Genomic DNA, 23,938 nt, shown 5'->3' with positions numbered 1-23,938 from the left:
GCTAACACTCTTACCGGCATTCGGGAAATGGCAGAGTTGGCGTTGACGCAACGACCCGGGCTGCGGAGGCGGGTGCCTCCGCAGCGGGTGTCGTTGCATCCGCCTGTCGCGCTTGAGTTGCTCAGCGACGCAGGTCGAGGGTGAAGGGGAATTCCCGCTCGACCGGGGAGGTCGTCACCTTGGGCGCGCCCGGGGTGTGGCCCATGCGGAAGAAGCGGGCCAGGCGGCGGCTCTCGGCTTCGAAGGCATTGATCGGGAAGGTCTCGAAGCTGCGCCCGCCCGGGTGCGACACGTGGTACTGGCAGCCGCCCAGGGAGCGCCCGGTCCAGGTATCCACCAGGTCGAAGACCAGCGGGGCGTGGGACGGGATGGTCGGGTGCAGGCAGGACGGCGGTTGCCAGGCGCGGTAGCGCACCCCGGCCACGTGCTCGCCCACGGTGCCGGTGGGCTGCAGCGGCACGCTGCGGCCATTCACGGCGAGCTGGAAGCGGTCGTCGGACATGCCGCTGACCTTGACCTGCAGGCGTTCCACCGACGAATCGACGAAGCGCACGGTGCCGCCGATGGCGCCTTCCTCACCCATCACATGCCAGGGCTCGAGGGCGCTGCGCAGCTCCACCTCGATGCCGCGCACCGCGAAGTCGCCGATCTTGGGGAAGCGGAACTCCATGTGGGGGGCAAACCACTCCGGCTTGAAGTCCAGGCCGTGGGCCTGCATGTCTTCCATCACGTCGCTGAAGTCCTGCTGCACGAAGTGCGGCAGCAGGAAGCGGTCGTGCAGCTCGGTGCCCCAGCGCACCAGGCGTTCCGGCGCGTAGGGGGTTTCCCAGAAGCGGGCCAGCAGGCCGCGCAGCAGGAGCTGCTGGGCCAGCGACATGCGGGCATGGGGCGGCATCTCGAAGGCGCGCAGCTCGAGCAGGCCGAGGCGGCCGGTGGGGCCGTCGGGCGAGTAGAGCTTGTCGATGCAGAACTCGGAGCGGTGGGTGTTGCCGGTGACGTCGATCAGCAGGTTGCGCAGCAGGCGGTCGATCAGCCACGGCTGCAGGCTCTCGCCCGGGGGCGGGAACTGGCGGAAGGCCGTCTCGATTTCATATACGGAGTCGTTGCGGGCTTCGTCGATGCGCGGCGCCTGGCTGGTCGGGCCGATGAACAGGCCGGAGAACAGGTAAGACAGGCTGGGGTGGTTGTGCCAGTAGGAGACCAGGCTGCGCAGCAGGTCCGGGCGCCGCAGGAAGGGCGAATCGGACGGCGTGGCGCCGCCGAGCACGAAGTGGTTGCCGCCGCCGGTGCCGGTGTGGCGGCCATCCACCATGAACTTCTCGGTGGTCAGGCGCGAGTAATGGGCCGCCTCATACAGGTGGGTGGTGCGGTCCACCAGCTCTTCCCAGTTGCTGGACGGGTGGATGTTGACCTCGATCACGCCCGGGTCGGGAGTGATGCGGAAGTGCTGCAGGCGTGGGTCGGAGGGCGGCTCGTAGCCCTCGATGACCACCGGCATGGCGAGGTCCTCGGCGGTGGCTTCGATGGCGGTGACCAGTTCCAGGTACTTCTCCAGGCTCGACAGCGGCGGCATGAAGATGTGCATGGTGCCGTTGCGGGTCTCTGCGCACATGGCGGTGCGGACGATCCAGTTGGCGGACTCGAACTGGGCCGGCTGGCGGTCGGTGGGGGACTGCTTCTCGGCGTCGCGGGCGGCCTTCAGGGCGGCGGCGGCGCGGGCCGCAGCGGAGGAGCCGAAGCCGGGTTCGTCGTCCGACAGGGCGTTGAGCACCGCGGTCTGGCCGCCCGGCAGCTGGCGGCGGATCGCCTTGTACTCGGGCAGCGGCGGGAAGACCTGGTGGCTGTCCGTCGGGTGGACGTAGGGGTACTCGCCCTTCGTCACCCAGGGCTGGGAGTCCAGCGGCAGGCGGTAGCCCACCGGGGAGTCGCCGGGGATCAGGTAGCAGCGCTCGTCGCGCAGGAACCACGGCCCGGTCTGCCAGGCGCCGGTCCAGTTGTTGATGGAGATGGGCAGCACGTAGCCGACCGGGTTGGGCAGGCCGTGCTCATACACGCGGCGGATGCGGTCGCGCTCGAGCGGGTCGTCGAGGCGGGCATCGAAGGGATCCACGTTGCCCGGCAGGCGGCGCTCGCGCCACAGGTAGTAGAAGGCATCCTCGTAGGCGGGGAAGACCCGGCGCTGGTCCACGGCCAGGCGCGAGGCCACGCCGGCGAGGAAGGTGTGGGCCTTGTCCACGGTGACTTCACCGGGGGTGGAGGCATCGGCGATCAGGTCGGGGCGGGTCCACACCGGCTGGCCGTCCTTGCGCCAGAAGCAGGTCAGCGACCAGCGCGGCAGCTGCTCGCCGGGGTACCACTTGCCCTGGCCGAAGTGGGCCAGGCCGGTGGGGGCGTACTTGTCGCGCAGGCGGTGGTAGAGGTCCTCGGCGCGGACGCGCTTGGTGGGGCCCATCGCCTCGGTGTTCCATTCGGCGCCGTCCGGGTCGTCGATCGACACGAAGGTCGGCTCGCCGCCCATGGTCAGGCGCATGTCGTGGGCTTCGATGTCGGTGTCGATGAGATGGCCGAGGGCTTCGATCTCGGCCCACTGCTCTTCGGTGTAGGGCTTGGTGACGCGGGGCGCTTCCTTGACCCGGGTGACCTTCATGACGTGCTCGAACTCGCACTCGCACTCATCGATCAGGCCGGACACCGGGGCTGCGGAGGAGGGGTCGGGCGAGGCGGCCAGCGGGATGTGGCCCTCACCGGCGAACAGGCCGGAGGTCGGGTCGAGGCCGACCCAGCCGGCGCCGGGCAGGTAGACCTCGGTCCAGGCGTGCAGGTCGGTGAAGTCCACCTCGGTGCCGGAGGGGCCGTCGAGGGACTTCACGTCGGCCTTCAACTGGATCAGGTAGCCGGACACGAAGCGCGCCGCCAGGCCCAGGTGGCGCAGCAGCTGGACCAGCAGCCAGGCCGAGTCGCGGCACGAGCCGGTGCGCTTGGCGAGGGTCTCCTCGGGCGTCTGCACGCCGGGCTCCATGCGGATCACGTAGCCGATGTGCTTCTGCAGGTCGGCGTTGATCTTGACCAGGAAGTCCACCATGCGCAGCTTGTCGCGGGGAATGGTGTCCAGGTACTTCTGGAATTCGGGGGTGGCTTCTTCCTTCAGGCGGTACGGGGCCAGCTCGTGGCTGAGGGCGCCTGCGTACTCGAAGGGGAAATTCTCGGCCTCGGGCTCCAGGAAGAAGTCGAAGGGGTTGATCACCGACATTTCGGCGACCAGGTCCACCTCGACGCTGAATTCGGTGACCTTCTCCGGGAAGACCAGGCGGGCCAGGTAGTTGGCCTGCGGGTCCTGTTGCCAGTTGATGAAGTGGGGCTTGGGCAGCACGCGCAGCGAGTAGGACAGGATGCGGGTGCGGCTGTGGGGAGCGGGGCGCAGACGGACGACCTGGGGACCCACGTTGATCGGGCGGTCGTACTTGTAGGAGGTCAGGTGATTGAGGGCGACATGGATGGTCACGGGCTACTCCGTTCTTGAGCTGCGGGTTTCAGGCTTGTGTATCCGTCTAGCAAACTTCACGCCAAGTGGTTTACGCCTGTCTTGTTGCGCAGGTTTTGCGGATGAAGTGCTGTGCGAAGTCGCCAGAATGCCTGTGGCGTGAAGAAATAGCCCGAAGTCCCGCCTCGGGTGGCAACCCGTTGCGGTGCATGCACCAGAATGGATTGCGGGAAGCGCACCGGCATGGTGCGATCCCGTGCCGGAGCCGGCGTGCTCCGGGATAGGGGTCAGACAGCCAGCGCGGCCTCTGCAGGGCGGCTGGCGGTAGGCTGGAGGCGTCCGGCCAGGCTCACCACCTCGCCGACGATCAGCAGCGCCGGTGGCCGGATGCCGGCCTGGGCAGCGATTTCCGGCAGGGTCTCGAGGGTGCCGGTGACCACCCGCTGGCGCGGCGAGGTGGCGTTCTCCACAAGGGCCGCCGGGGTGGCGGCGCCGCGGCCGTGGTCGATCAGGGCGGCGCAGTGGGCGGCCAGCTGGCCCACGCCCATGTAGATCACCGCGGTCTGCTGCGGACGGGCCAGCACCGACCAGTCCAGGGCGTCCTGCCCGGCCCGCCGGTGGCCGGTGGCAAAGACCACCGAGCGCGCATGGTCCCGGTGGGTGAGGGGGATGCCGGCATAGGCCGAGGCCCCGCAGGCCGCGGTGATGCCCGGCACCACCTCGAAGGAGATGCCGGCCTCGAGCAGGGCCTCCACCTCCTCTCCACCGCGCCCGAAGATGTAGGGGTCGCCGCCCTTCAGGCGCACCACCTGGCGTTCTTCCCGCCCGAGGCGGACCAGCAGGGCGTTGATCTCCTCCTGGGGCAGGGTGTGGTGCCCGGACTCCTTGCCCACATAGATCCGCTCCGCCCCCGGCCGGGCCAGATCCAGCACCCCATCGCTGACCAGGTGATCCACCACCAGTACTCCGGCCTGCCCGATCAGGCGGGCGGCGCGCAGGGTGAGCAGTTCCGGATCGCCCGGGCCGGCCCCCACCAGGGCGACATGCCCGACGGATGGTGTCGTCCTCATGGCAGGGCGGCCCGCCTGCAGGCCTTCGTCCATGCGCCCGCCGAGCAGCTCGAAGAGGCTGCGCAGCGTGACCGGGGCCGGCATGCCGGATGAGATTGAGGCGGACGGAGGCATGGCGGAACTCCCGGATTCATGACGACCGCAATCTAGCAGCGGGGGGGCGTTTCTTAACTTGACCCGAGTCAAGGAAGGGATATTGCCCGGAAGCGCACTCTTCGCCGCGAGCGGGAATCGCCGCTGGTGGGTTCAATCAAGGGAGATGCACGATGAAAACGTGGAAGTCCGGAATCATTGCCGCGGCCTTGCTGCCGTTGGCTCTGGCTCAAGCCTTTGCCGACGAGGGCAAGAAGAACGTAAGCCCTGCCGAGGTGCAGTACCAGGCCGGCGGCTCGCCGCTGGCCAACGTGGAGATGTACCAGGACATCAATCCGAAGGCGCCGCCGATGACCAAGGCGGAGTTCGACAAGGCACGCCAGATCTACTTCGAGCGTTGCGCGGGCTGTCACGGGGTGCTGCGCAAGGGGGCCACCGGCAAGCCGCTGACCACCGACAAGACCCTGGCCGCCGGCACCGACTACCTGAAGGTTTTCATCAAGTACGGCTCCCCGGCCGGCATGCCCAACTGGGGTACCTCGGGTGAGCTGAGCGATGACGAGGTGGACCTGATGGCCCGCTACGTCCAGCAGACCCCGCCGCAGCCGCCCGAGTTCGGGCTCAAGGAGATGAAGGCCACGTGGAAGGTCATCATTCCGCCCGAGCAGCGGCCCAGGAAGAAGATGAACAGCTACAACATCGACAACATCTTCTCGACCACCCTGCGCGACACCGGCGAGGTGGCGCTGATCGACGGCGACACCAAGAAGATCATCAACATCGTCAAGACCGGCTACGCGGTGCACATCTCCCGTGTCTCCGCCTCCGGCCGCTACCTGTTCGTGATCGGCCGCGACGCCAAGATCAACATGATCGACCTGTGGATGGAGAAGCCCGACAACGTCGCCGAGATCCGCACCGGCCTGGAAGCCCGCTCGGTGGAGACCTCCAAGTTCAAGGGCTATGAAGACAAGCTGGCCGTGGCGGGCTCCTACTGGCCGCCCCAGTACGTGATCATGAAGGGTGACACCCTCGAGCCGCTGAAGATCATGGCCACCCGCGGCATGACCGTGGATGACCAGGAATACCACCCCGAGCCGCGCGTGGCCTCCATCGTCGCCTCCCACTACAAGCCTGAGTTCGTGGTGAACGTGAAGGAGACCGGCAAGACCCTGATGGTCAACTACACCGACATCAACGCCATCACCACCAAGGAGATCCCGGTCGCCAAGTTCCTGCACGACGGCGGCCTCGACAGCTCCAAGCGCTACTTCATGGTGGCCGCCAACCAGTCCAACAAGATCGGCGCCATCGACCTGAAGGACGGCAAGCTGGCCGGCCTGATCGAAGTCGGCAAGATCCCGCACCCGGGCCGCGGCGCCAACTTCATCCACCCGAAGTACGGCCCGGTGTGGTCCACCGGCCACCTGGGTGACGACACCATCGCCCTGATCGGCACCGACCCGGTCAAGCACAAGCAATACGCCTGGAAGATGGTCGAATCGATCAAGGGCCCGGGCGGCGGTGCCCTCTTCATCAAGAGCCATCCCAAGTCCACCCACCTGTATTCCGACACCCCGCTCAACCCGGATCCGGCTCTGTCGCAGTCGGTGGCGGTGTTCGACATCAACAACCTGGCCGCCGGCTACAAGACCCTGCCCATCGCCCAGTGGGCCGGCCTGAAGGACGACGGCGCCAAGCGCGTGGTGCAGCCCGAGTACAACAAGGCGGGCGACGAGGTGTGGTTCTCGGTGTGGAGTGCCAAGAACAAGGAGTCGGCGATCGTCGTCGTGGATGACAAGACCCTGACCCTGAAGGCGGTGATCAAGGATCCGCGCATCGTCACACCGACCGGCCACTTCAACCTGCACAATACCCAGCACGACGTCTATTGATCGTCGCTGCCTGCCGCCGCCCGGCCTGCCGGGTCGGCGGCGTCTTTCTGCCAGGAGACTCAAAAAATGAAATACGCGTTTGTTCTCGCCGCCCTGCTGGCCACCGCCGCCAGCGGCAGCGCCCTCGCCGCCGACCCGGCCGCCGCCGCCCAGAAGGCCGGCTGCATGGCCTGTCACACCATGGACAAGAAGATGGTCGGCCCGGCCTTCAAGGACATTGCGGCCAAGTACAAGGGCCAGGGCGACGCCGTCGCCAAGCTCAGCGACAAGGTCCGCAAGGGCGGCTCCGGCGTCTGGGGCCCGATCCCGATGCCGCCCAACGCCGCCGAGAAGATCAGCGACGCAGACCTGAAGGACGTGGTGGGGTGGATCCTGAAGGGCTGAGCGCGAGCTTTGGTCATCGATCCATGAGGCGGCTTCGGCCGCCTTTTCTTTTGCCGGGCGGCGGGCCGCGGCACACCCCCCCAAGGCCCGCCGCCGCGCGAGAGAAGGCCTTGGAGCCCCGTCGCCGGGGCTCGTCACCCCATGAATCCGGCTTTCGGCTCTGTGCATGGGCCTGCAGTGGGTATTGGCCTGTGGAGCTTTTGCTGGTCGGCTTGCCTTTTTTCCGCCTTGAATTGGCCGGGAATTCGCCCCGGCAGGCGACCCCTTTCTTTGCGTCGCCAAAGAAAGGGGGAAAGAAAGGCGACCCGGCTTCCCCGGTCGTCCGCGTAGCGGACGACTCCCCTGCGCTGCTCGCATCGGGCGGCCGGCGCGGAACTCGTCGGCTGCGCCTCCTCAGACAGCCGCGCCGGAAAGCCCCGCCCGATACTCCGCTGCTCGGCGGGTCAGAACGGGCTTTCAGCAGACACCGAGCCTCTACGGAGAGGTCGGTGGATGCGAGACGCTGGGGTTTTGCTTTTTCCATGAAAGCCAACCAAGGCTTCAGCAAAGGCTCGGTGCTTACGAAAAGCCCGTCCCGACCCGCCGAGCAGCGGAACGGCAGGCGGGGTAGTCCGGCGCGGCTGTCTGAGCCCGCAGGGCGAGTTCCGCGCCGGCCGCCTGGCGTGAGCAGCGCAGGGCAGTCATTCGCGTAAGCGAATGACCGGGGAGGCGGGTCGCCTTCTTTGCCTCCTTTCTTGGCGAAGCAAGAAAGGAGGTCGCCCGCCGGGGCGAACTCCCGGCCAATCCAACGCTGAAAAAAGGAAAGCCGCCCAGACAAACGCACAAACGCAGAATAAGCAACACGCCCCTACAGCCATACCACCCGGCCATTCCCCGCTTCATCCAGCCGGGCCACCAGCGCGGCGGCCTGGTTTTCCGCCAGGCTGAAGGCGAAGCCCACCGCGTCGGCGTGGGAGACCTCCAGCAGGCTGGCGCCGGCCTGTTCCAGCTCGCGCCGCAGCAGGCCTTCCAGGGCGTAGGGCACGCGGCAGTGCAGTTCCGTCAGGCGCACGATGGCGACCTTGCTGGCGCCCAGCAGGGCCTGGGCGACGCTGTCGGTATAGGCGCGGACCAGGCCGCCGGCGCCCAGCTTCACGCCGCCGTAGTAGCGCACCACGGTGGCCAGCACGCCTTCCAGGTCCTGGTGGCGCAGCACGTCGAGCATCGGCCGGCCGGCGGTGCCCGAGGGCTCGCCGTCGTCCACCGCGGCCGACTGCCCGCCGGCCAGCAGGGCCCAGCACACATGGGCGGCACCCGGGTGCGCGGCCTTGAGGGCGGCCACCACGCGCTGGGCGCCGGCCCGGTCGGCCATCGGCTGGACGCAGCCGATGAAGCGGCTCTTCTTGATCAGCAGTTCGCTGTGGGCAGGCGCGGCGAGGGTCTGGGGCATGGCGGAGGGCGCGGGGTGAGGCGGCAAGAATACTCAAAACCGGCAGCTGCCGGCCTTCTTGATGGCGGTCAATGACCCGCTGAGGGCTGCGCCCTAATGTGATGGCGTCATTCTCCGGAGCTCAGCGATGGACCGTTCCCTGCTCATCCACGTGGCCGTGCTGCTCGGCCTCACCGCCCTGGCGGTGACCGCCGCCCCCGCGGCCGAGCCTGCCACCGAACGCCAGGCTGCGCTGGTGCACATGGTCCGCCAGGACTGCGGCTCCTGCCATGGCATGCGCCTGGCCGGCGGCCTGGGCCCCGACCTGCTGCCGGCGCGCCTGGCCGAGCTGCCCGACGAGTTCCTGGTCGCCACCATCCTCCACGGCCGCCCCGGCACGGCCATGCCGGGCTGGCAGCGCTTTGTGGACGAGGACGAGGCGGGCTGGATCGTCGCCCGCCTGAAGAGCGGCTTTCCGGAGCTGCCCTGATCATGCGCGCGCGCCTGTTCGCCCCGCTGCTGGCCCTGGGCCTGGTGGCCTGCGCCTCGGCTCCTCCGCCTGCCATAACGTCTGGCAGCGCGCCCGAATTGCGTGGCACCGGCGATCTCGGGGTGGTCATCGAGCGCGCCGCCGGCCGGGTGCAGGTGGTGGAGCACAGCCACGACAGCCGCCTCGGCACGGTGGAGGGCCTCGGCGACCTGTCCCACGCCCATGTGGCCTTCTCCCGGGATGGCCGCTACGCCTACGTGTTCGGGCGCGACGGCGGCCTCACCAAGGTGGATCTGCTGACCCGCCGCATCGACCGGCGCATCGTCCAGGCCGGCAATTCCATCGGCGGCTCGGTGTCCCAGGACGGCCGCCTGGTGGTGGCCCAGAACTACGAGCCGGGCGGCATCAAGGCCTTCGACGCCGACACCCTGGCGCTGCTCGCCGACGTGCCCGCCGAGTACGCGCCGGGCAAATTCTCGCGGGTGGTGGGCCTGGCCGACGTCTCCGGCCAGCGCTTCGTGTATGCGCTGTTTGACGCGGACGAGATCCGCATCACCGACTTCTCCAATCCGCGCCAGCCCGTCACCACCCGCTTTCCGGCCGGCCGCCAGCCCTACGACGGGCTGGTCACGCCGGACGGGCGCTACTTCATCGCCGGTCTGTTCGGCGAGGACGGCCTGTCGCTCCTCGACCTGTGGCAGCCCCAGACCGGTGTGCGCAGGATCCTCGCCGGCTATGGCAAGGGCGAGGAGAAGCTGCCGGTCTTCAAGATGCCCCACCTGCGCGGCTGGGCAATGGCGGGCGGCCAGGCCTGGCTGCCCGCCATCGGCCGCCACGAGGTACTGGTGGCCGACACCCGGAGCTGGGCGGAGAGCGCCCGCATCCCGGTCAAGGGCCAGCCGGTGTTTGTGATGGCGCGGCCGGACGGGCGCCAGGTGTGGGTCAACTTCGCCTTCCCCGACAACGAATGGGTGCAGGTCATCGACACCCTGGAGAAGCGCGTGGTGCATACCTTCAGCCCCGGCAAGGCGGTGCTGCACATGGAATTCACGCCGCGCGGCGAGGCCGTGTGGCTGTCCTCGCGGGACAGCAACCGGATCAGCGTGGTGGATACGGCCAGCTTTGCGCTGCGCCGGGAGCTGCCCGCCGACGCGCCGTCGGGCATCTTCTTCACGGCCCGTGGCCAGCGCATCGGGTTCTGACGCCATGCTGGCCCGCGACTCCCTCGATTTCCGCCTGCTCAACGAGTTCCAGCGCGGCTTTCCGCTGCAGCCCCGGCCCTGGGAGGCGCTCGGCGAGCGGCTCGGCCGCGACGGTGCCGAAGTGCTGGCCCGCCTCACCATGCTGCGCGACGAAGGCAAGATCAGCCGGGTCGGGGCGGTCTTCGCTCCCAACCGGATCGGTGCCAGCACCCTGGCCGCGATGGCCGTGCCGCCGGAGCGCCTGGCCGGCGTGGCAGCGCAGGTCAGCGCCTTTGCCGGGGTCAATCACAACTACCGGCGCGAGCACCGCTACAACCTGTGGTTCGTCGCCGGGGCCGCCGACCAGCCGGCCCTGTCCGCCCTGCTCGACGAGATGGGCGAGGCCACCGGCTGCCCGCCCATCGCCCTGCCCCTGGTGCAGGAGTACCACATCGACCTCGGCTTCGACCTGGCCAGCGGCGCGCGCACCCGTCATGCCCCGGCCACGGGGCGGCCGCGGCGTCCCCTGAGCACGGCCGACTGGCGCCTCATTGAGAGCCTGCAGGAGGGCCTCCCCTGGGTGCCGCGGCCCTTCCGCACCCTCGGCGACGCGGCGGGCTTCACCGAGCAAAGCGTGCTGGCGACCCTGGCTGACTGGCTGGCCGACGGCACGGTGCGCCGCTTTGGCGTGGTGGTGCGCCACCGGGAGCTGGGCTGGAAGGCCAACGCCATGTGCGTGTGGACGGTGCCCGACGGCCACGTCGACGCGCTCGGTGCTGCCCTCGCCGGCCACCATGGGGTGAGCCTGTGCTACCGCCGCCGGCCCGAGCGGGACTGGGCCCACAACCTGTTCTGCATGATCCACGGGCAGGACCGCGAGGCCGTGGCCCGGCGCCGCGCCGAGCTGGCCGAGGCGGTCGGCCTGTCGGCCTACCCCGCCGCGGTGCTGTTCTCCACCGACTGCTACAAGCAGTGCGGCGCCCGCTACACCACGCCGCGGAGCCTGGCCGCATGACGTCGACCCTGGACACCCTCGACCGGCACCTCATCAACACCCTGCAGGAGGGCTTCCCACTGGTGGATGAACCCTGGCGGGTGGTGGCCGAGGCCGTCGGCAGCACCCCGGAAGAGGTCCTGGAACGGGTCCGGCGCCTGCGCGAAACGGGGGTGCTGACCCGCTTTGGCCCCATGTTCCAGATCGAACGCCTGGGCGGCCGCTTCGTGCTGGCCGCGCTGGCGGTGCCCGAGGAGCGCTTCGACGCAGTGACGGCGGTGGTCAACGCCCTGCCCGAGGTGGCCCACAACTACCGGCGCACCCACCGCCTCAACATGTGGTTCGTGCTCGCCACCGAGAAGCCGGAAGGCATCGCCGGCGCCATCGCGAAGATCGAGGCCGCCACCGGCCTGCCGGTATTCGCCTTTCCCAAGCACCGCGAGTTCTTCGTGGACATGCGCCTGCAGGCCTGAACGGAGCGCCGCCATGGATTCGTTGCCGGATGATCTCGACCGCCGCCTGGTCATCGCCACCCAGGCCGGCCTGCCCCTGGTGGCACGCCCCTACGACGCCCTGGCAGCCGGGCTGGGGGTGACGGCCGAGGAGGTCAAGGCCCGCCTCGCCGCCATGCTCGCCAGCGGCCGCATCCGCCGCATCGGTGCGGTGCCCAACCACTATGCCCTGGGCTACACGGCCAACGGCATGTCGGTCTGGGACGTGGACGACGCGCGCATCGTCGAGCTGGGCGAGGCGGTGGGGCGCCTCGACTTCGTCACCCACTGCTACGAGCGCCCGCGGGCGCTGCCCGACTGGCCCTACAACCTGTTCGCCATGGTGCACGGCCGTGACCGGGACACCGTGCTGGCCGGCGTCGCCGAGATCGCCAGGCTGCTGGGCAGCGCCTGCCGGGGGCAGGACGTGCTGTTCTCCACCGCCATCCTCAAGAAGACCGGCCTGCGCATCGGCGGTGCGTAATCAGGCCCCCTCGTCGAGCAGGCGCTCGCATTCGCCCATCAGGGCCCGGCTCAGGTCGCTTTCGTGGTTGGGGTCGAGGGCTTCCATCATCTCGTGCACGACGTGCAGCCCCGCCTCGCGGGACAGCTCGCCGGCCAGGCGGCGCGCCAGGCTGTCGCTGAGGGCCGACAACTGGCGCCGCTCCGCCAGGGGCAGGCTGCGCCGGGTGCGGCCCAGCCAGTCGGCCACCAGGGTGGCGCCCTGGGCCTCGGTGGGCCACTGGCCGTGCTCGTAGTACAGGGACAGGCGCTCCGCGGCGAGGGCGAAGATCAGCGCCGCGCGGGTGCCGCGGCTGTCGGCGGGGGGCGGGGGCGGAGTGTTGCGGGAGGTCGTCATGGCAGCTCTTCCTTGGGGGGCGAACCCTAGCACAGGGCGGCCCGGCATTTCCCCCTGCCCGCCAAAAGGTTATTCTTGCGCCCCTTCCGCCCGCCAGCCGGGCGCTTCATTCAAAGGAAAGTCCATGAGCAGCCTGCCCCCGTGCCCCCAGTGCAAGTCCGAGTTCACCTACGAGGACGGGGACAACTTCGTGTGCCCCGAATGCGCCCACGAGTGGCCCAGGGTGGCCGCCGCCGAAGAACAGAAGGTGGTGCGTGACGCCAACGGCAACGTGCTGCAGGACGGTGATTCGGTCACCGTGATCAAGGACCTCAAGGTCAAGGGCTCGTCCTCGGTGGTGAAGGTCGGCACCAAGGTCAAGAACATCCGCCTGGTCGATGGTGACCACGACATCGACTGCAAGATCGACGGCTTCGGCGCCATGCAGCTCAAGTCGGAGTTCGTCAAGAAGGCCTGAGCCCCGGGCGCGGCGCCGCCCGGCGGGGTACAGTGGCGTCCTCACGGCCTTGAGGAACGAGGCATGCCCTCCGACGCCACTCCCCGCTTCTGGTACGACCCCGCGCTGCCCTTCGCCGAAGCCCGCTCCATCGCCGACGGGCGGCGCGTCTGCTACGCCCCGCACAGCCACGAGAGCTTTTCCCTCGGGATCATCACCGGCGGCCGCAGCACCTACGTGAACGGCCGCCTGCGCGAGCGGGTGGGGCCCGGGGCGGTGGTGATCATGAACCCGGAGGAGGTGCATGCCTGCAATCCGCTGGAGGATGCGCCGTGGTCCTACCGCATGCTCTACCTCGACACGGCGTGGCTGGCCTGCCGGCAACAGGAACTGGGCTTTGCCGGCGAGCGGGGCTTCCGCCCTTCGGCCACCCGGCTCAGCCATGCCCCGGGCCTGTACCGGGCGACCGCGGCGCTGTGCCGGCTGCTGGATGACCCCGCGGCAGGGCTGCTCGCCAAGGAGGCCGCCCTGGTGGGTTTCGTGGCCGATCTGCACGACCACCTCGACCCGCCTCCGGAGTGCCGTGCCGAGGTGCACCGGCCCCTGGCCCGGGCCGCCGATTTCATCCGCGACAACTACACCCGCAGCCTGCGCCTGGACGACATCTGCGCCGCGGCGGGCTTGTCCCAGTCCCACCTGATCCGGGCGTTCAAGGGGCAGTACGGGATGACGCCCCACGCCTACCTGGTCAATCGCCGCATCCAGTTCTGCCGCGCCCGCCTGCGCCAAGGCCACCCCATCGCCGATGTGGCGCTGGAGGCCGGCTTTGCCGACCAGGCCCACCTGCAGCGGGCCTTCAAGCGCCACGTGGCCGCTACGCCGGGGCAGTACCGGCGCTAGGCTTCCAGCAGCAGCCAGGCCGCACTGCCGACCAGCAGCCCGGCCATGGTCCGGTTGAAGGCGCGCATCCGCGCCGGGGCGGCGAGGTGGCCGCGCAGGCGGGCGCCAGCCCAGGCCCAGCAGCCGACGGACAGGTAGCAGACCACGAAGTAGATCCCGGTGAACAGCCACACCTGGCCCAGGTCGCCATCGGCCGCGTAGGCGCCCATCCCCGCTACTGCCGCCAGCCAGGCCTTGGGGTTGAGCCATTGCATCACCGCGCCGACCCGGAAGGACGGGGCGCGGAGTGGCCCATCCGTGGCCAGGCGGCCGTCGTCGCAGGCCAGGCGCCAGGCCATCCACAGCAGGAAGGCCACCCCGCTGCCGCGGATCACCCCGAGGGCGCCGGGCCATTGCGCCAGGGCCGCCTGCAGGCCCAGCCCGCACAGCAGCAGGAGCAGGGTGAAGCCGATGGTGGCGCCGCCCACATGGCGCAGCCCCGCCCGCAGGCCGAAGCGCGCCCCGGCGCCGAGCGCCACGACATTGACCGGGCCGGGTGAGATCGAGGCGGCCAGGGCAAAGGCCGCCATGGAAACAAGGGTGCTCATTCGCGTCTCCACGCAGGGTCGGGAGACGCAGCTTGGGCCGGCGCGACCGCGCCGTATTGAAGGAAACTGTGGCGTGCGTTCAGTGCGGGCGCAGCCGGCGCCCGGCGGGCAGTGGGGCGTGGATCAGCGCAATGCTCAGCCACACCGCCACACTGAAGTACAGGCTCATCCAGGCCACCTCACTGTGCCAGTCGGCCCAGCGGTGGGACACCACCCAGCGGCTGGAGGCGTCCAGCAGGCCCTGGGCGAGGCTCATGTAGTGGCGTCCGGTGGCTTCGTCGGCGAGCCAGCGCGACCAGTACATGGGCACGTCCACCAGGAACATGAAGAACACGTAGCCCAGCCCGGCGGCACCCCACACGGCCAGCAGGGGGCGCAGGCGGCGGGCGCAGCGCGGCCAGATCTCCACCAGGCTGATCACCAGCAGGGCGGCGCCGAGGCCCCACAGGGTCTCCTCGATGACGTGGCCGAGGTTGGAGGTGGTCAGCACGGCATACCAGGAGCAGGTTTCGGCGACGGCGATCATCGGCACCAGCAGGGACGAGATGGCGCCGCCCACGCTGCTGCCGGTGGCCCGTGAGGTGGCGCGCAGGATCAGCGCCCACTGGGCCACGAAGCACAGTTCGGCGATGGTCGCCACCGAGCGGCCGACCACCACGCTGGACAGCCAGCTATCCACCAGGCACAGCCGCGGCACGTCGAACACCGGCAGGTAGGAGCGGTAGGCGCAGCCGAAGACGTAGCCGGCCGACAGCAGCAGCTGGGCCCGGCGCAGGGCGAAGGCCTCGGCGTCCATCAGCGGACGTCGTCGCTGCAGTTGCCAGGCTGCATAGGCCCAGGCAGCGATGTTGAGGGTCGCTATCGTGGACAGGAAGGCCCACCAGGAGAAGACGTCGCCATTCATGATGGTTCAAGGTAGGCGGCGATCGCCCCGGGGTCAAGGTAAAGCGTAATACCGTATGACTTTAATCAACTTCCAGGGCCTTGATGCGGGAGAAGATCTCCCGGTGGGCCGGCAGGTCGATGCCTTGCTGGCGGGCCATCTCCAGCAGGGCCCCGGTGATTGCGTCGATCTCGGTGCGCCGGCCGGCCTGCACGTCCTGCAGCATGCTGGCCCGGTTGGCGGCGGTGGCGGTGGCCACAGCGATGACCCGCTGGCGGGCGGCCTCGGCGTCGAGGGCCAGCCCGGCCGCGCGCAGGACCGGCCAGGCCTCGTCCACCAGGGCGTCCAGTGCGGCCCGGTAGGGCGCCTCCCGCAGGGCACCGTTGGTCACGCCATGCAGGGCGGCGAGGGGGTTGATGGCCACATTGACCAGCAGCTTGGCCAGGCGGGCGGCGGCGATCTCCGGCTCCACCCGGGCTGGCAGGCCGGCTGCCGTCAGTCTCTCCGCCACGGCTTCGAAGCCGGGCGGCAGCAGGGTGTCGCCGGTGCCGGCCGGGTGTACGCCGTCCGCATCGCGCCAGGCGCCGGCGGTGGTGATGCCCTGGCCGGTGGGCAGGCCGGGGCAGGCGGCCTGCAGGAGGTGGTCCACCAGCCCGTTCTGCAGGGACACGATGCCCCGCGGCGCCATGGATCTGGCGGTGGCGGCCGCGGCGAGGGTGTCGCCGGTCTTGACCAGCAGGATCACCCAGTCGGCCCGGGGCAGGGCGGCCGGTCCGAAGGCCTGCGCCTGGAACAGGACGCCGCCGACCCGGGTGCCGGCGCGCAGCGCAGCGGCCTGCGCATCGTTGCGTGCCACCAGGGCCACCGGGCCGGCGGTGGCCAGGCGGGCGGCGAAGTGCAGGCCGAGGGCGCCGGCGCCGATGATGGCCAGCGGGAAACGGAGGGTGTCCATGGTGTCTGTCATGGTCGTTGTGTTGGGCGGATGCTCAGCTCGGCCCCGGCGTGGAGCAGGCTGAAGTGCTTGAGCACGTTCATGCCGAGCAGGGCCCGGTCGCCGATGGCCGGCATCACCGCGACCTGGGCATGCTGCACTTCGAAGGGGCCGAAGCGCAGCAGCGGCACCCGCGCCACGCAGCCTTCGGTGCTGCCGTTGGCGGTGTGGAAGGTCTCCCGGCGGCAGCAACCGGGTTCGTCCGCCCGGCTCAGGTCGAAGCCGATGGCGGGGCATTCACGGATGCCGATCCGGTCGCCGAGGGCCTTGGGGATGGAGGTGAGGCTGGCGCCCGTATCGACGATGAAGCGGGTGGGCTGACCGGCCACGCTGCCGGCCACCTCGTAGCGGCCGCCCGGCCCGAGACGCAGGCTCAGGCTGCCGTCGGCGCGCACGCTCGGGGTGGTGTCGCCGCGGCCGCCCAGCCAGTGGCTGGTGGCGACGGTGCCGAGCACGATCAGGGCGGTCCAGAACAGGGCGGGCAGGAACCAGCCGCCCGCACTGCGGCCGGCGTTGCGTGGCGGGGGGGGCGTGTCGATGGTGAGGCGGGCCTTCACGGCGGCGAGGCGGCGTTCCTTCTCGGCTTCGTCGAGGGCGAAGGGGCGCTTGGCGTGCGGGTCGTGGTCGTCCATCGGGCGGGTCCGGGCGAGGTCATTGGGTGGGGGCTGCCGCCGGGGCGGTGGCTTCCGGTGCCACGGGTACGGGGGGTGGCGATGGAGCCTGGGGCACGGCTGGCGGCGTCGGCGGCGGTGTGTCTGCGGGCGCTGTCGCCGGGCGCGGGGCGGCCTGTCGGCGTGGACGCCGGGGCTCGGGCGCGGGTTCCGGCTCGGGAGTGACGAACAGGCCCTTCAGCCAGTTCCAGCCGCGTTGCAGCAGGCCCGGCCCTTCCTGCGACTGGAAGCGCAGCTTCGGATCGATCAGGCGGTTGGCCAGGGCGTAATGGAAGGTGTCGCCGACGATGGGCAGGGCGCTGCGGGCCCCTTGTCCCCAGTAGTCGCTGCGCAGGGTGATGCGGTTGTCGTTGAAGCCGACCCAGGCGCCGCCGACCAGCTGCGGGTGCATCAGGATGAACCAGCCGTCGGTGTTGTCCTGGGTGGTGCCGGTCTTGCCGGCCAGGTCGGCGCGCAGCCCGAACTGGTTGCGGATGGCCACGCCGGTACCCCGGTCCACCACGCCGCGCATCACGTCGAGCAGGGTGTAGGCGGTGCCGGCGTCCAGGGCGGCCTCGGCGTCGGCCGGGGCGAATTCCTCGAGCACCCGGCCTTCCCGGTCCTCGATGCGGGTCACCAGCACCGGCTCGATGAAGGCGCCGCCATTGGCCAGGGTGGCGTAGGCGCTGACCATCTCGCGCAGGGTCACCGGGCTGGTGCCGAGGGCCAGGGAGGGCACTTCCTCCAGCGGGCTCTGGCGGACGCCCATCTTCTTCGCCAGGCGGGCAACCCGGGCCGGGCCGACCTCCTGCATGAGCTGGGCGGTGATGCGGTTGCGGGAGTAGACCAGCCCGTCGCGCAGGCTCACCGGCTTGCCGCTGGGCGGGGATTCGTCGTCGGGGCGCCAGATCTCGTCGTTCTTCAGGGGGATTTCCACGGCCTGGTCCACCAGGGTGCCGGCGGGACTCATGCCCTTGTCGAAGGCCGCACCATACACGAAGGGCTTGAAGGTGGAGCCGGGCTGGCGGCGGGCCTGGGCGACGTGATCGAACGGGTCCTGCACGAAGTCGCGGCTGCCCACCCAGGCGCGGATCTGGGCGTTGCGCGGGTCGATGGCCAGGAAGCCGACCTGGACCCGGGTCTTGTCCTGGCGCAGGGCCTCCATGAAGGCCTTGTCGGCGAGCAGGCGGGCCAGGGATTCGTCCGGATCCTGGCCGCGGGCCACGGCGGCGCGGTATTCCTTTGACTCCCGTACAAAGGTGGCCACCAGCTCCGGGCTGCCCGACCAACCCTTGCGGCTGTTCCAGGCCTGGTCAGCGAGGCCCTGCAGCTGGCGTCCGCGCCGCATCACCGCCTGGGTGGCCCGGGCCTGCAGGCGGCTGTCCAGGGTGGTGCGCAGCACCAGGCCGTCGGCGTAGATGTTGTAGTCGTTGCGGTCGGCCCAGCTGATCAACCACTTGCGGATCTGCACGGCGAAGTGGGGCGCCGGGCCGGGGGACTCCAGCTGGCGCTCGAAGTCGATGCGCAGCGGCTTCTTCTGCAGGGCCTCCAGGCGGCGCTCGTCGAGCTGGCCGCGCTTGACCATCTGGGCCAGCACGGTGTTGCGGCGGGCCACCGCCCGCTCCGGGTTGAGCACCGGGTTGTAGTAGCTGTTGCCCTTGAGCATGCCGACCAGGGTGGCGGCCTCCAGCACGTCCAGGTTGCGCGCCGGCTTGTCGAAATAGGTGCGAGCCGCCATCTCGATGCCCCAGGCGTTGTAGAGGAAGGGCACCGTGTTGAGGTAGGTCTCGAGGATCTCGTCCTTGGAGTAGAGCGCCTCGATCTTCAGGGCGGTGATGGCCTCCTTGAGCTTGCGGGTCAGGGTGGGGGCGCGGCCGATCTCGTCCGGGAAGAGGTTGCGGGCGAGCTGCTGGGTGAGGGTCGAGCCGCCCTGGCGCTCGCCGGAGAAGGTGTGCAGCATCGCCCCGCCAAGGCGGTAGAAGTCGATGCCGTGATGCTCGCGGAAGCGGTGGTCCTCGGTGGCGATCAGGGCGGCGGTGACCTGCGGCGAAATGTCCGCCAGGCCCACCCACTGGCGGTTGGCCCACTTGAACACGGCGAGCTCCTTGCCGTCGGCCGACAGCACCCGGGCGGGCTGCTCCACCTTGGCCTTGCGGATGTCGCGGATGCCGGGGGTGAAGGGGATCAGCACCAGCACATAGGCGAGGGCCAGCACCGGCAGCGCCAGCGCGATGCGCCGCAGGCTGCTCCGTGATGGCCGGGGCAGGCCGCGCAGGTAGGCGAGAAGGCGTTGGGGCAGGCGGCGCGGCTGGCGGCTGGGGGGCTCGGGGAGATCGGACATGCGGGGCGGGCAGGGTGGAGGAGCGACCAAGGCCGCGGCAGAATGCCGGCTTGAGGGAGGCCGCGGGCGAGCCTATTTTAGCCGCAGAGTCCGTGACGCCGGAGTCCGTCGACGCAGTCTGCGCAGTGGCTGTCTGGCCGGAAAAGCCGGACACATCCGGCCGCGGATCCGGATAGTCAGGCGTGGCGGATTTGTTCAGGATCGCCGGGTCATTTTCGATACCGGTTACCTGCCATGAGCACTCCTGCGCGCGACGAATCCATGCCGGCCGCCGGCCAGCCCCTCTATCGCGGGCTGGATCGGGCGCAGCTCGAGCTGGCCTACAACAACACCCGCGCCGTGCCGGGCTTCCCGGCCATCCTGGCCGACTTCCAGGCCCGCAGCGCCCGCCTCTACTGGGAACACCCCTGCCTGCGCGACGGCGCCTACGGGCCCGGCCCGCGCCAGCGCTTCGACTGGTTCGGCTGCGGGCGCCCGGATGCGCCGGTGTTCATCTTCATCCATGGCGGCTACTGGCAGGCCACCACCAAGGAAGACTTCGCCTTCATCGCCCGGGGGCCCCTGGAGCAGGGCTTCGACGTGGTGCTGGCGGAATACACCCTGGCGCCCGAGGCCTCGATGAGCCGGATCGTCGGCGACATCGGCCGGCTCCTCGACCATCTGGCCGCCAGCGAGGGCGAGTTCGGCCTGCGCGGGCGGCGCGTGGTGCTGAGCGGGCACTCCGCCGGGGGCCACCTCACGGCGCTTTTCCGCAGCCATCCGGCGCTCACCCATGCCATGCCGATCAGCGCCCTGGTGGACCTGGAGCCGATCAGCCTGTGCTGGCTCAACGACAAGTTGCAGCTGACGCCGGCCGAGATCGCCGCCTTCAGCCCCCTGCGCCAGATCGGCAGGGGCGTGCCCACCCTGGTCACCGTGGGCAATGACGAACTGCCGGAGCTGCTGCGGCATTCCCGCGACTATGCGGTGGCCGGCGTGCAGGCCGGCGAGCAGGTCAGTTATCTGCCCCTGCCCGGCTGCCACCACTTCTCGGTGCTGGACGACCTGGCCCGCCCGCAAGGCATTCAGCTGCGCAGCCTGCTGGCGCTCATGGACGCAGGGCCCCGCTGACCCCCCGGGCTTTGTCATCGTGCTTGTCCGGGGCCATGGCGTAGCGGCCCCGGCCGGCGCGCTTGGCGTCGTACATGGCCTCGTCGGCGGCGAACAGGATGGCCTCCGGCGTGTCGTGCCCGGCGCTCGCCGCGATGCCGATGGAGGCCCCCAGCGCGCGGGCACGCCCATCCAGCTCGACGCCGGCCGACAGGATCGTGATGCACTTGCTGGCCAGGCTGATGGCGCTCTCCTGCCAGTCGCCGGACAGGTCGGTGGCGAGCAGCACGAACTCGTCGCCACCGATCCGGGCCAGGGTGTCGCTGCGGCGCAGGGTGGCCGACAGGCGCCGGGCGACTTCGATCAGCGCCTGGTCGCCGGCCTCGTGTCCAAGCTCATCGTTGATCGGCTTGAAGCCGTCCAGGTCCAGGTAGAGCACGGCGATCCGGGTGCCGTTGCGTCGCGCCCGGGCCAGCCCCTGCTGCATGCGGTCGGCCAGCAGGAGGCGGTTGGGCAGGCCGGTGAGGCTGTCGTGGTGGGCCAGGCGTTCCAGCTCCACCTGGCTGTTGCGCAGCTTGTCCAGGAGCTGGTTGAAGGCCACGGTGAGGTGCCCCACTTCGTCATTGCGAACCACCGGCAGGGGTTGCATCGGGATGTCCCCCTGGGTCATCCGGTCGGCAAGCTGGGCGGCCCGGTGCAGCGGGCCGAGCATGGCGCGGATGAAGAAGCCGGCCACCAGCAGGACCATCAACATCGCTGTGAAGCTGTGCCGGATCACCGTGTCCTGGGCGCGGCGCACCGGAGCGAAGGCCTCGGAGGTGGGTAGCCGGGCCACCACGAACCAGCCGGTGCTCGGCACGCTGACCATGGTGGCCAGCTCTTCAACGCCTTTGGCATTGACGGTGATGCCGGTTCCGCGGAAGCCGGCCATGGCCTTGTCGTGCAGGAGGTTGACGCCCGGGGGCGGGGTCGGCTTCATCACCAGGTCGGGGTCGCCGGCGGCGATGAAAAGCTTGTCGGCCGGCGACACCAGCAGGAAGCTACCGGCCTCCCCGATCCGTCCGTGGGAGATCCTGTCCAGGAAGCCGGGGGTGTTGAGGGCGGTGATGCCGATCAGGACAGCTCGGACACTGCCGTCGGCGTCTTTCACCGCCCTGCCGATCGGCAGCATCCACTGATGGGAAAAATCCCCGCGCCGGGGTTGTCCGACGCCGCCCTTGCCCTCTGCCGCGGCGCGGAAGTTGGCCTGTCCAGCCAGGGATGCACCCCGGCGTCCGCTGATCGGTGGAAAGTCGGCAATGACCCGGCCCTGTGGGTCGGCCACCACCATGCCAAGGGAAAACACCGGGTGGAGCTCGTGCCGTTCGGCGAGCCAGGCTTCCAGCCGGGCCGGTTGGGTCAGCAATTCTGGTGGCAGCGTCTTGCCCAGTTGGGCGAGCAGGTTGAGCCGCTCCACGAGCTTGCCATCGATGTCCTGGGCTACGGCCTCCGCCAGGGCCTTCTGCTGGGCCGATACCACCTGGGTCAGATCCTCCTGCAGGAACCTGGACAGAAAGACGTACCGGGCCCCGCCGCCGAGCAGCACCAGCAGCAGCCCGAAGAGAATCATCCGGCTGAGAAGGCTTGTAAAAAATCGTTTCAGGAGCATCGCCCGATCTTATCCGAAGGGGCTGTCGCTTCGCCTGCTCAACTACTGCACGGAACGGGAAAATTCCTCTTATTCTGATCTGCGGCAAACGCAAAGGCTGATCACTCAAAGCGTGCCGCTGAAAATCCCTGCAGTGGCCTCGAAGCGTCGCACCAGCCAGTCGGCGGTGGCCGCAACGCGGGCCTGCTGGCGGGCGTCAGGGTGGATCAGCATCCACACTTCGCGGCTCAACACGGGTTGAGGACCGGACAGGCGGGTCAGGTGGGTGTCGGGGTCGGCCAGGAAGCACGGCAGGATGCCCTGGCCGATGCCGTCCGCCACCGCGCGGGCAAGGCCGCGCAGGCTGTTGGAGCGCAGGCGGATCCGCCCGTCCCCCAGCATGGCGGTCAGCTGGCGCATCTCCGGGGTGTGGTCGAGGTCGGGGTTGTAGGCGACCCAGTCACCGGGGCGTACCGGCAGGTCGCCCTGGGCCGCCCCGTAGATGGCAAAGCCCACGTCGGCCAGCTTGCGGATCAGGAAGTCGCCGCTGGCCGGCCGCGCCAGGCGGATGGCGATGTCCGCCTCCCGGCGTGACACGCTGAGGTTGTCGTTGCTGGCGATCAGCTCGATGCTCAGCTCGGGGTGCAGGGCGTACAGGCTGCCCAGCTGGCCGGCCAGGTAATCGCCGATCAGCGCACTGACGGCCGTGATGCGCACCAGGCCGCTGATGGCCTGGGTGCCGGCGTCGGCCACCCGGATCACGCCGGCCACCTCGTCCTCGATGCGGCTGCAGCGTTCCAGCACCCGCATGCCGACCGGCGTCGGCTGCCAGCGGCCGTCATTGCGCTCGAAGAGAGGGGTGCCGAGGGCCTCCTCCAGGGCGCGCAGCCGGCGGGCCACGGTGGTCTGGTCCACGCCGAGGCGGCGGGCCGTGGCGGCCAGGGTGCCTTCCCGACCGATGGTGGCGAGAAAGCGCAGGTCGTCCCAGTTGGGGACTGTGGAGGGGGGCTGCATTTTTGCAGGTGTCTCGGGTATGGATGTCTATTTGCGCAGGGGTGGCCGGAGTTTAGCCTGTGCGCACTGATTTACTGCAACCCACCCAACGGAGACCCACATGACTGCAGCCCACACCCTTCGCCAGCTTTCCGGCCTGCCCGCCGAGCCCGCGCCCTTGTCCGCGTCGGCCCTGATCATCGTCGATGCGCAGAACACCTACCGGGAAGGCATCATGCAGCTCACCGGCGTCGAGCCGGCGCTGGACGAATGTGCCCGCCTGCTGGCCCGGGCCCGTGGCCTCGGCATCCCGGTGATCCACATCCAGCACGACGCCGGCCCGGGCTCGCCCTACGACATCCGCGCGGAAAACGGCGCGATCGCCGCCAAGGTGGCGCCGCAGGAGGGCGAGGCGGTGGTGATCAAGCACTATCCGAACTCCTTCGTCGGCACCGACCTCGAGGAACGCCTGAAGGCGGCCGGCGTGAAGAACCTGGTGGTGGTCGGCTTCATGACCCACATGTGCATCAACTCGACGACCCGGGGCGCCTTCAACCTGGGCTTCGCGGTGACGGTGCCGGCGGCGGCCACCGCAACCCGCCCGCTGCCGATGCCGGGTGGTGGCGTCGTGGAAGCGGCGACCGTGCAGGCTGTAGCGCTGGCGGCCCTGGGTGACCTGTTCGCGGTGGTGGTGCCGGGCGGGGAGGCGATTGCGGACTGAGCAGGAGGTGGGCGGCTGAAGCCGCCCCTGCACCGCCCCTACACGCCCCAGGTGACAGGCTTCCTGTCCTTGAGGGAGCGCTCGAGCAGTTCGAGCAGGGGCACGGCCCGCTGAAAGAAGCTGACATTGCCGCTGCCGGGCTTGGCGTCGGCATCGTCCGGCTCGCCCTGTTCGGCCTGGCGGGCCTTGTCGGCGGCGATGGCGGCCTTGAGGGTGTCGATGGCGGCAGGCAGCTGCTCGACGGTGACGATGCCCTTGGCGTCGGCCGGGTCCTTGCCCAGCACCTCGAGCATGTCCTTGCCGTTCTTCTCGAACATGATGACGTCGCCGCCGGCCGGGGATTTGAAGATGATCAGCATGGGTAAAAGGATCCT

The 23,938-nt window shown here is 69.7% G+C and carries 23 protein-coding genes; 11 read left to right on the top strand and 12 right to left on the bottom strand.

The features are described 5' to 3' along the window. Positions 1 to 121 precede the first annotated feature (121 nt). Both HHL15_RS04950 and cobA read right to left on the bottom strand, forming a co-directional pair. A complete protein-coding gene (locus HHL15_RS04950) occupies positions 122 to 3,502 on the bottom strand; it encodes a transglutaminase family protein (protein WP_169144725.1) in 3,381 nt (1,126 codons plus the stop codon). A 266-nt stretch (positions 3,503 to 3,768) separates the two neighbouring features. Further along, positions 3,769 to 4,551, bottom strand: a complete 783-nt coding sequence (gene cobA / locus HHL15_RS04945; RefSeq protein WP_206198615.1) for a uroporphyrinogen-III C-methyltransferase — start codon at positions 4,549 to 4,551, stop codon at positions 3,769 to 3,771. Positions 4,552 to 4,817: 266 nt separating this feature from the next. Here cobA and HHL15_RS04940 point away from each other — a divergent pair, with 266 nt between their 5' ends. Together HHL15_RS04940 and HHL15_RS04935 are read left to right on the top strand one after the other, a co-directional pair. After that, the gene (locus HHL15_RS04940; RefSeq protein ID WP_169144723.1) at positions 4,818 to 6,539 is read left to right on the top strand and encodes a nitrite reductase; all 1,722 of its coding nucleotides are present in this window, start codon (positions 4,818 to 4,820) and stop codon (positions 6,537 to 6,539) included. A 66-nt stretch (positions 6,540 to 6,605) separates the two neighbouring features. Continuing rightward, positions 6,606 to 6,923: a c-type cytochrome gene (locus HHL15_RS04935; RefSeq protein ID WP_169144722.1), complete on the top strand. Its 318-nt coding sequence runs from the start codon at positions 6,606 to 6,608 to the stop codon at positions 6,921 to 6,923. An 847-nt stretch (positions 6,924 to 7,770) separates the two neighbouring features. On the opposite strand, the gene HHL15_RS04930 is transcribed toward HHL15_RS04935, so the two are convergent. Continuing rightward, positions 7,771 to 8,352 (bottom strand): IMPACT family protein, encoded by a 582-nt coding sequence (locus HHL15_RS04930; protein ID WP_169144721.1) that lies wholly within the window; start codon positions 8,350 to 8,352, stop codon positions 7,771 to 7,773. A 127-nt stretch (positions 8,353 to 8,479) separates the two neighbouring features. On the opposite strand from HHL15_RS04930, the gene HHL15_RS04925 reads away from it, so the two are divergent. The 5 genes from HHL15_RS04925 to ahbB (HHL15_RS04905) are packed head-to-tail and all read left to right on the top strand — an operon-like array spanning position 8,480 to position 11,971. Further along, positions 8,480 to 8,821 (top strand): c-type cytochrome, encoded by a 342-nt coding sequence (locus tag HHL15_RS04925; RefSeq protein ID WP_169144720.1) that lies wholly within the window; start codon positions 8,480 to 8,482, stop codon positions 8,819 to 8,821. Positions 8,822 to 8,823: 2 nt separating this feature from the next. After that, positions 8,824 to 10,023 (top strand): cytochrome D1 domain-containing protein, encoded by a 1,200-nt coding sequence (locus HHL15_RS04920; protein ID WP_169144719.1) that lies wholly within the window; start codon positions 8,824 to 8,826, stop codon positions 10,021 to 10,023. 4 nt (positions 10,024 to 10,027) lie between these two features. Then, on the top strand, positions 10,028 to 11,017 hold the full coding sequence (gene ahbB / locus HHL15_RS04915) for a siroheme decarboxylase subunit beta (RefSeq protein ID WP_169144718.1): 990 nt from the start codon (positions 10,028 to 10,030) through the stop codon (positions 11,015 to 11,017). Then, a complete protein-coding gene (locus HHL15_RS04910) occupies positions 11,014 to 11,469 on the top strand; it encodes an Lrp/AsnC family transcriptional regulator (protein ID WP_169144717.1) in 456 nt (151 codons plus the stop codon). The genes ahbB (HHL15_RS04915) and HHL15_RS04910 overlap by 4 nt, the downstream gene beginning before the upstream one ends. Before the next feature lie 13 nt (positions 11,470 to 11,482). After that, positions 11,483 to 11,971: a siroheme decarboxylase subunit beta gene (ahbB, locus tag HHL15_RS04905; RefSeq protein ID WP_169144716.1), complete on the top strand. Its 489-nt coding sequence runs from the start codon at positions 11,483 to 11,485 to the stop codon at positions 11,969 to 11,971. On the opposite strand, the gene HHL15_RS04900 is transcribed toward ahbB (HHL15_RS04905), so the two are convergent. After that, positions 11,972 to 12,346 (bottom strand): hypothetical protein, encoded by a 375-nt coding sequence (locus HHL15_RS04900; RefSeq protein WP_169144715.1) that lies wholly within the window; start codon positions 12,344 to 12,346, stop codon positions 11,972 to 11,974. 124 nt (positions 12,347 to 12,470) lie between these two features. On the opposite strand from HHL15_RS04900, the gene HHL15_RS04895 reads away from it, so the two are divergent. Next, positions 12,471 to 12,803 (top strand): zinc ribbon domain-containing protein YjdM, encoded by a 333-nt coding sequence (locus HHL15_RS04895; protein ID WP_169144714.1) that lies wholly within the window; start codon positions 12,471 to 12,473, stop codon positions 12,801 to 12,803. Positions 12,804 to 12,866: 63 nt separating this feature from the next. Continuing rightward, entirely contained in the window at positions 12,867 to 13,682 is an 816-nt protein-coding gene (locus HHL15_RS04890) for an AraC family transcriptional regulator (protein ID WP_169144713.1), read from the top strand. Here the strand turns inward: HHL15_RS04890 and HHL15_RS04885 are convergent. The 5 genes from HHL15_RS04885 to HHL15_RS04865 form a co-directional block, all read right to left on the bottom strand. Continuing rightward, complete coding sequence (locus HHL15_RS04885; protein ID WP_169144712.1) at positions 13,679 to 14,269, bottom strand: LysE family translocator; 591 nt, start codon at positions 14,267 to 14,269, stop codon at positions 13,679 to 13,681. The two genes, HHL15_RS04890 and HHL15_RS04885, sit on opposite strands and share 4 nt — an antisense overlap. Before the next feature lie 79 nt (positions 14,270 to 14,348). Then, positions 14,349 to 15,173, bottom strand: a complete 825-nt coding sequence (locus tag HHL15_RS04880; RefSeq protein ID WP_169144711.1) for a hypothetical protein — start codon at positions 15,171 to 15,173, stop codon at positions 14,349 to 14,351. Between the two features lie 61 nt (positions 15,174 to 15,234). After that, positions 15,235 to 16,104, bottom strand: coding sequence for a ketopantoate reductase family protein (locus HHL15_RS04875; RefSeq protein WP_169144710.1), 870 nt, complete (start codon positions 16,102 to 16,104; stop codon positions 15,235 to 15,237). An 8-nt stretch (positions 16,105 to 16,112) separates the two neighbouring features. Next, on the bottom strand, positions 16,113 to 16,775 hold the full coding sequence (locus HHL15_RS04870) for a retropepsin-like aspartic protease family protein (RefSeq protein ID WP_169144709.1): 663 nt from the start codon (positions 16,773 to 16,775) through the stop codon (positions 16,113 to 16,115). A gap of 19 nt (positions 16,776 to 16,794) precedes the next feature. Then, positions 16,795 to 19,134 carry a penicillin-binding protein 1A gene (locus HHL15_RS04865; RefSeq protein ID WP_169144708.1) on the bottom strand — a complete coding sequence of 780 codons (2,340 nt, stop codon included), beginning with the start codon at positions 19,132 to 19,134 and terminating at the stop codon, positions 16,795 to 16,797. Between the two features lie 234 nt (positions 19,135 to 19,368). Here HHL15_RS04865 and HHL15_RS04860 point away from each other — a divergent pair, with 234 nt between their 5' ends. Next, entirely contained in the window at positions 19,369 to 20,244 is an 876-nt protein-coding gene (locus HHL15_RS04860) for an alpha/beta hydrolase (RefSeq protein WP_206198599.1), read from the top strand. Here HHL15_RS04860 and HHL15_RS04855 read toward each other — a convergent pair. Then, positions 20,222 to 21,871: a GGDEF domain-containing protein gene (locus HHL15_RS04855; RefSeq protein WP_169144707.1), complete on the bottom strand. Its 1,650-nt coding sequence runs from the start codon at positions 21,869 to 21,871 to the stop codon at positions 20,222 to 20,224. The two genes, HHL15_RS04860 and HHL15_RS04855, sit on opposite strands and share 23 nt — an antisense overlap. 105 nt (positions 21,872 to 21,976) lie before the next feature. Beyond that, positions 21,977 to 22,864 (bottom strand): LysR family transcriptional regulator, encoded by an 888-nt coding sequence (locus HHL15_RS04850; protein ID WP_169144706.1) that lies wholly within the window; start codon positions 22,862 to 22,864, stop codon positions 21,977 to 21,979. Positions 22,865 to 22,964: 100 nt separating this feature from the next. Between HHL15_RS04850 and HHL15_RS04845 the strand changes: the two genes are divergently transcribed. Continuing rightward, positions 22,965 to 23,564 carry a cysteine hydrolase family protein gene (locus tag HHL15_RS04845; RefSeq protein WP_169144705.1) on the top strand — a complete coding sequence of 200 codons (600 nt, stop codon included), beginning with the start codon at positions 22,965 to 22,967 and terminating at the stop codon, positions 23,562 to 23,564. A gap of 38 nt (positions 23,565 to 23,602) precedes the next feature. On the opposite strand, the gene HHL15_RS04840 is transcribed toward HHL15_RS04845, so the two are convergent. Further along, entirely contained in the window at positions 23,603 to 23,923 is a 321-nt protein-coding gene (locus HHL15_RS04840) for a DUF1840 domain-containing protein (protein ID WP_169144704.1), read from the bottom strand. Positions 23,924 to 23,938: the final 15 nt, after the last annotated feature.

The organism is Zoogloea dura (genome assembly GCF_012927165.1).
Lineage (GTDB): Bacteria > Pseudomonadota > Gammaproteobacteria > Burkholderiales > Rhodocyclaceae > Zoogloea > Zoogloea dura.
The sequence above is the reverse complement of the archived record's forward strand: the minus strand, read 5'-3'. Positions and strand labels throughout refer to the sequence as shown.

Coding starts and splice junctions, on each gene's coding strand:
- HHL15_RS04935 (WP_169144722.1), top strand. CDS start 6,606: ATGAAATACGCGTTTGTTCTCGCCGCCCTGCTGGCCACCGCCGCCAGC.
- HHL15_RS04840 (WP_169144704.1), bottom strand. CDS start 23,923: ATGCTGATCATCTTCAAATCCCCGGCCGGCGGCGACGTCATCATGTTC.
- HHL15_RS04920 (WP_169144719.1), top strand. CDS start 8,824: ATGCGCGCGCGCCTGTTCGCCCCGCTGCTGGCCCTGGGCCTGGTGGCC.
- HHL15_RS04885 (WP_169144712.1), bottom strand. CDS start 14,269: ATGAGCACCCTTGTTTCCATGGCGGCCTTTGCCCTGGCCGCCTCGATC.
- HHL15_RS04910 (WP_169144717.1), top strand. CDS start 11,014: ATGACGTCGACCCTGGACACCCTCGACCGGCACCTCATCAACACCCTG.
- HHL15_RS04860 (WP_206198599.1), top strand. CDS start 19,369: ATGAGCACTCCTGCGCGCGACGAATCCATGCCGGCCGCCGGCCAGCCC.
- HHL15_RS04900 (WP_169144715.1), bottom strand. CDS start 12,346: ATGACGACCTCCCGCAACACTCCGCCCCCGCCCCCCGCCGACAGCCGC.
- ahbB (WP_169144716.1), top strand. CDS start 11,483: ATGGATTCGTTGCCGGATGATCTCGACCGCCGCCTGGTCATCGCCACC.
- HHL15_RS04850 (WP_169144706.1), bottom strand. CDS start 22,864: ATGCAGCCCCCCTCCACAGTCCCCAACTGGGACGACCTGCGCTTTCTC.
- HHL15_RS04880 (WP_169144711.1), bottom strand. CDS start 15,173: ATGAATGGCGACGTCTTCTCCTGGTGGGCCTTCCTGTCCACGATAGCG.
- HHL15_RS04925 (WP_169144720.1), top strand. CDS start 8,480: ATGGACCGTTCCCTGCTCATCCACGTGGCCGTGCTGCTCGGCCTCACC.
- HHL15_RS04890 (WP_169144713.1), top strand. CDS start 12,867: ATGCCCTCCGACGCCACTCCCCGCTTCTGGTACGACCCCGCGCTGCCC.
- HHL15_RS04855 (WP_169144707.1), bottom strand. CDS start 21,871: ATGCTCCTGAAACGATTTTTTACAAGCCTTCTCAGCCGGATGATTCTC.
- HHL15_RS04865 (WP_169144708.1), bottom strand. CDS start 19,134: ATGTCCGATCTCCCCGAGCCCCCCAGCCGCCAGCCGCGCCGCCTGCCC.
- ahbB (WP_169144718.1), top strand. CDS start 10,028: ATGCTGGCCCGCGACTCCCTCGATTTCCGCCTGCTCAACGAGTTCCAG.
- HHL15_RS04940 (WP_169144723.1), top strand. CDS start 4,818: ATGAAAACGTGGAAGTCCGGAATCATTGCCGCGGCCTTGCTGCCGTTG.
- HHL15_RS04875 (WP_169144710.1), bottom strand. CDS start 16,104: ATGGACACCCTCCGTTTCCCGCTGGCCATCATCGGCGCCGGCGCCCTC.
- cobA (WP_206198615.1), bottom strand. CDS start 4,551: ATGAGGACGACACCATCCGTCGGGCATGTCGCCCTGGTGGGGGCCGGC.
- HHL15_RS04870 (WP_169144709.1), bottom strand. CDS start 16,775: ATGGACGACCACGACCCGCACGCCAAGCGCCCCTTCGCCCTCGACGAA.
- HHL15_RS04930 (WP_169144721.1), bottom strand. CDS start 8,352: ATGCCCCAGACCCTCGCCGCGCCTGCCCACAGCGAACTGCTGATCAAG.
- HHL15_RS04895 (WP_169144714.1), top strand. CDS start 12,471: ATGAGCAGCCTGCCCCCGTGCCCCCAGTGCAAGTCCGAGTTCACCTAC.
- HHL15_RS04845 (WP_169144705.1), top strand. CDS start 22,965: ATGACTGCAGCCCACACCCTTCGCCAGCTTTCCGGCCTGCCCGCCGAG.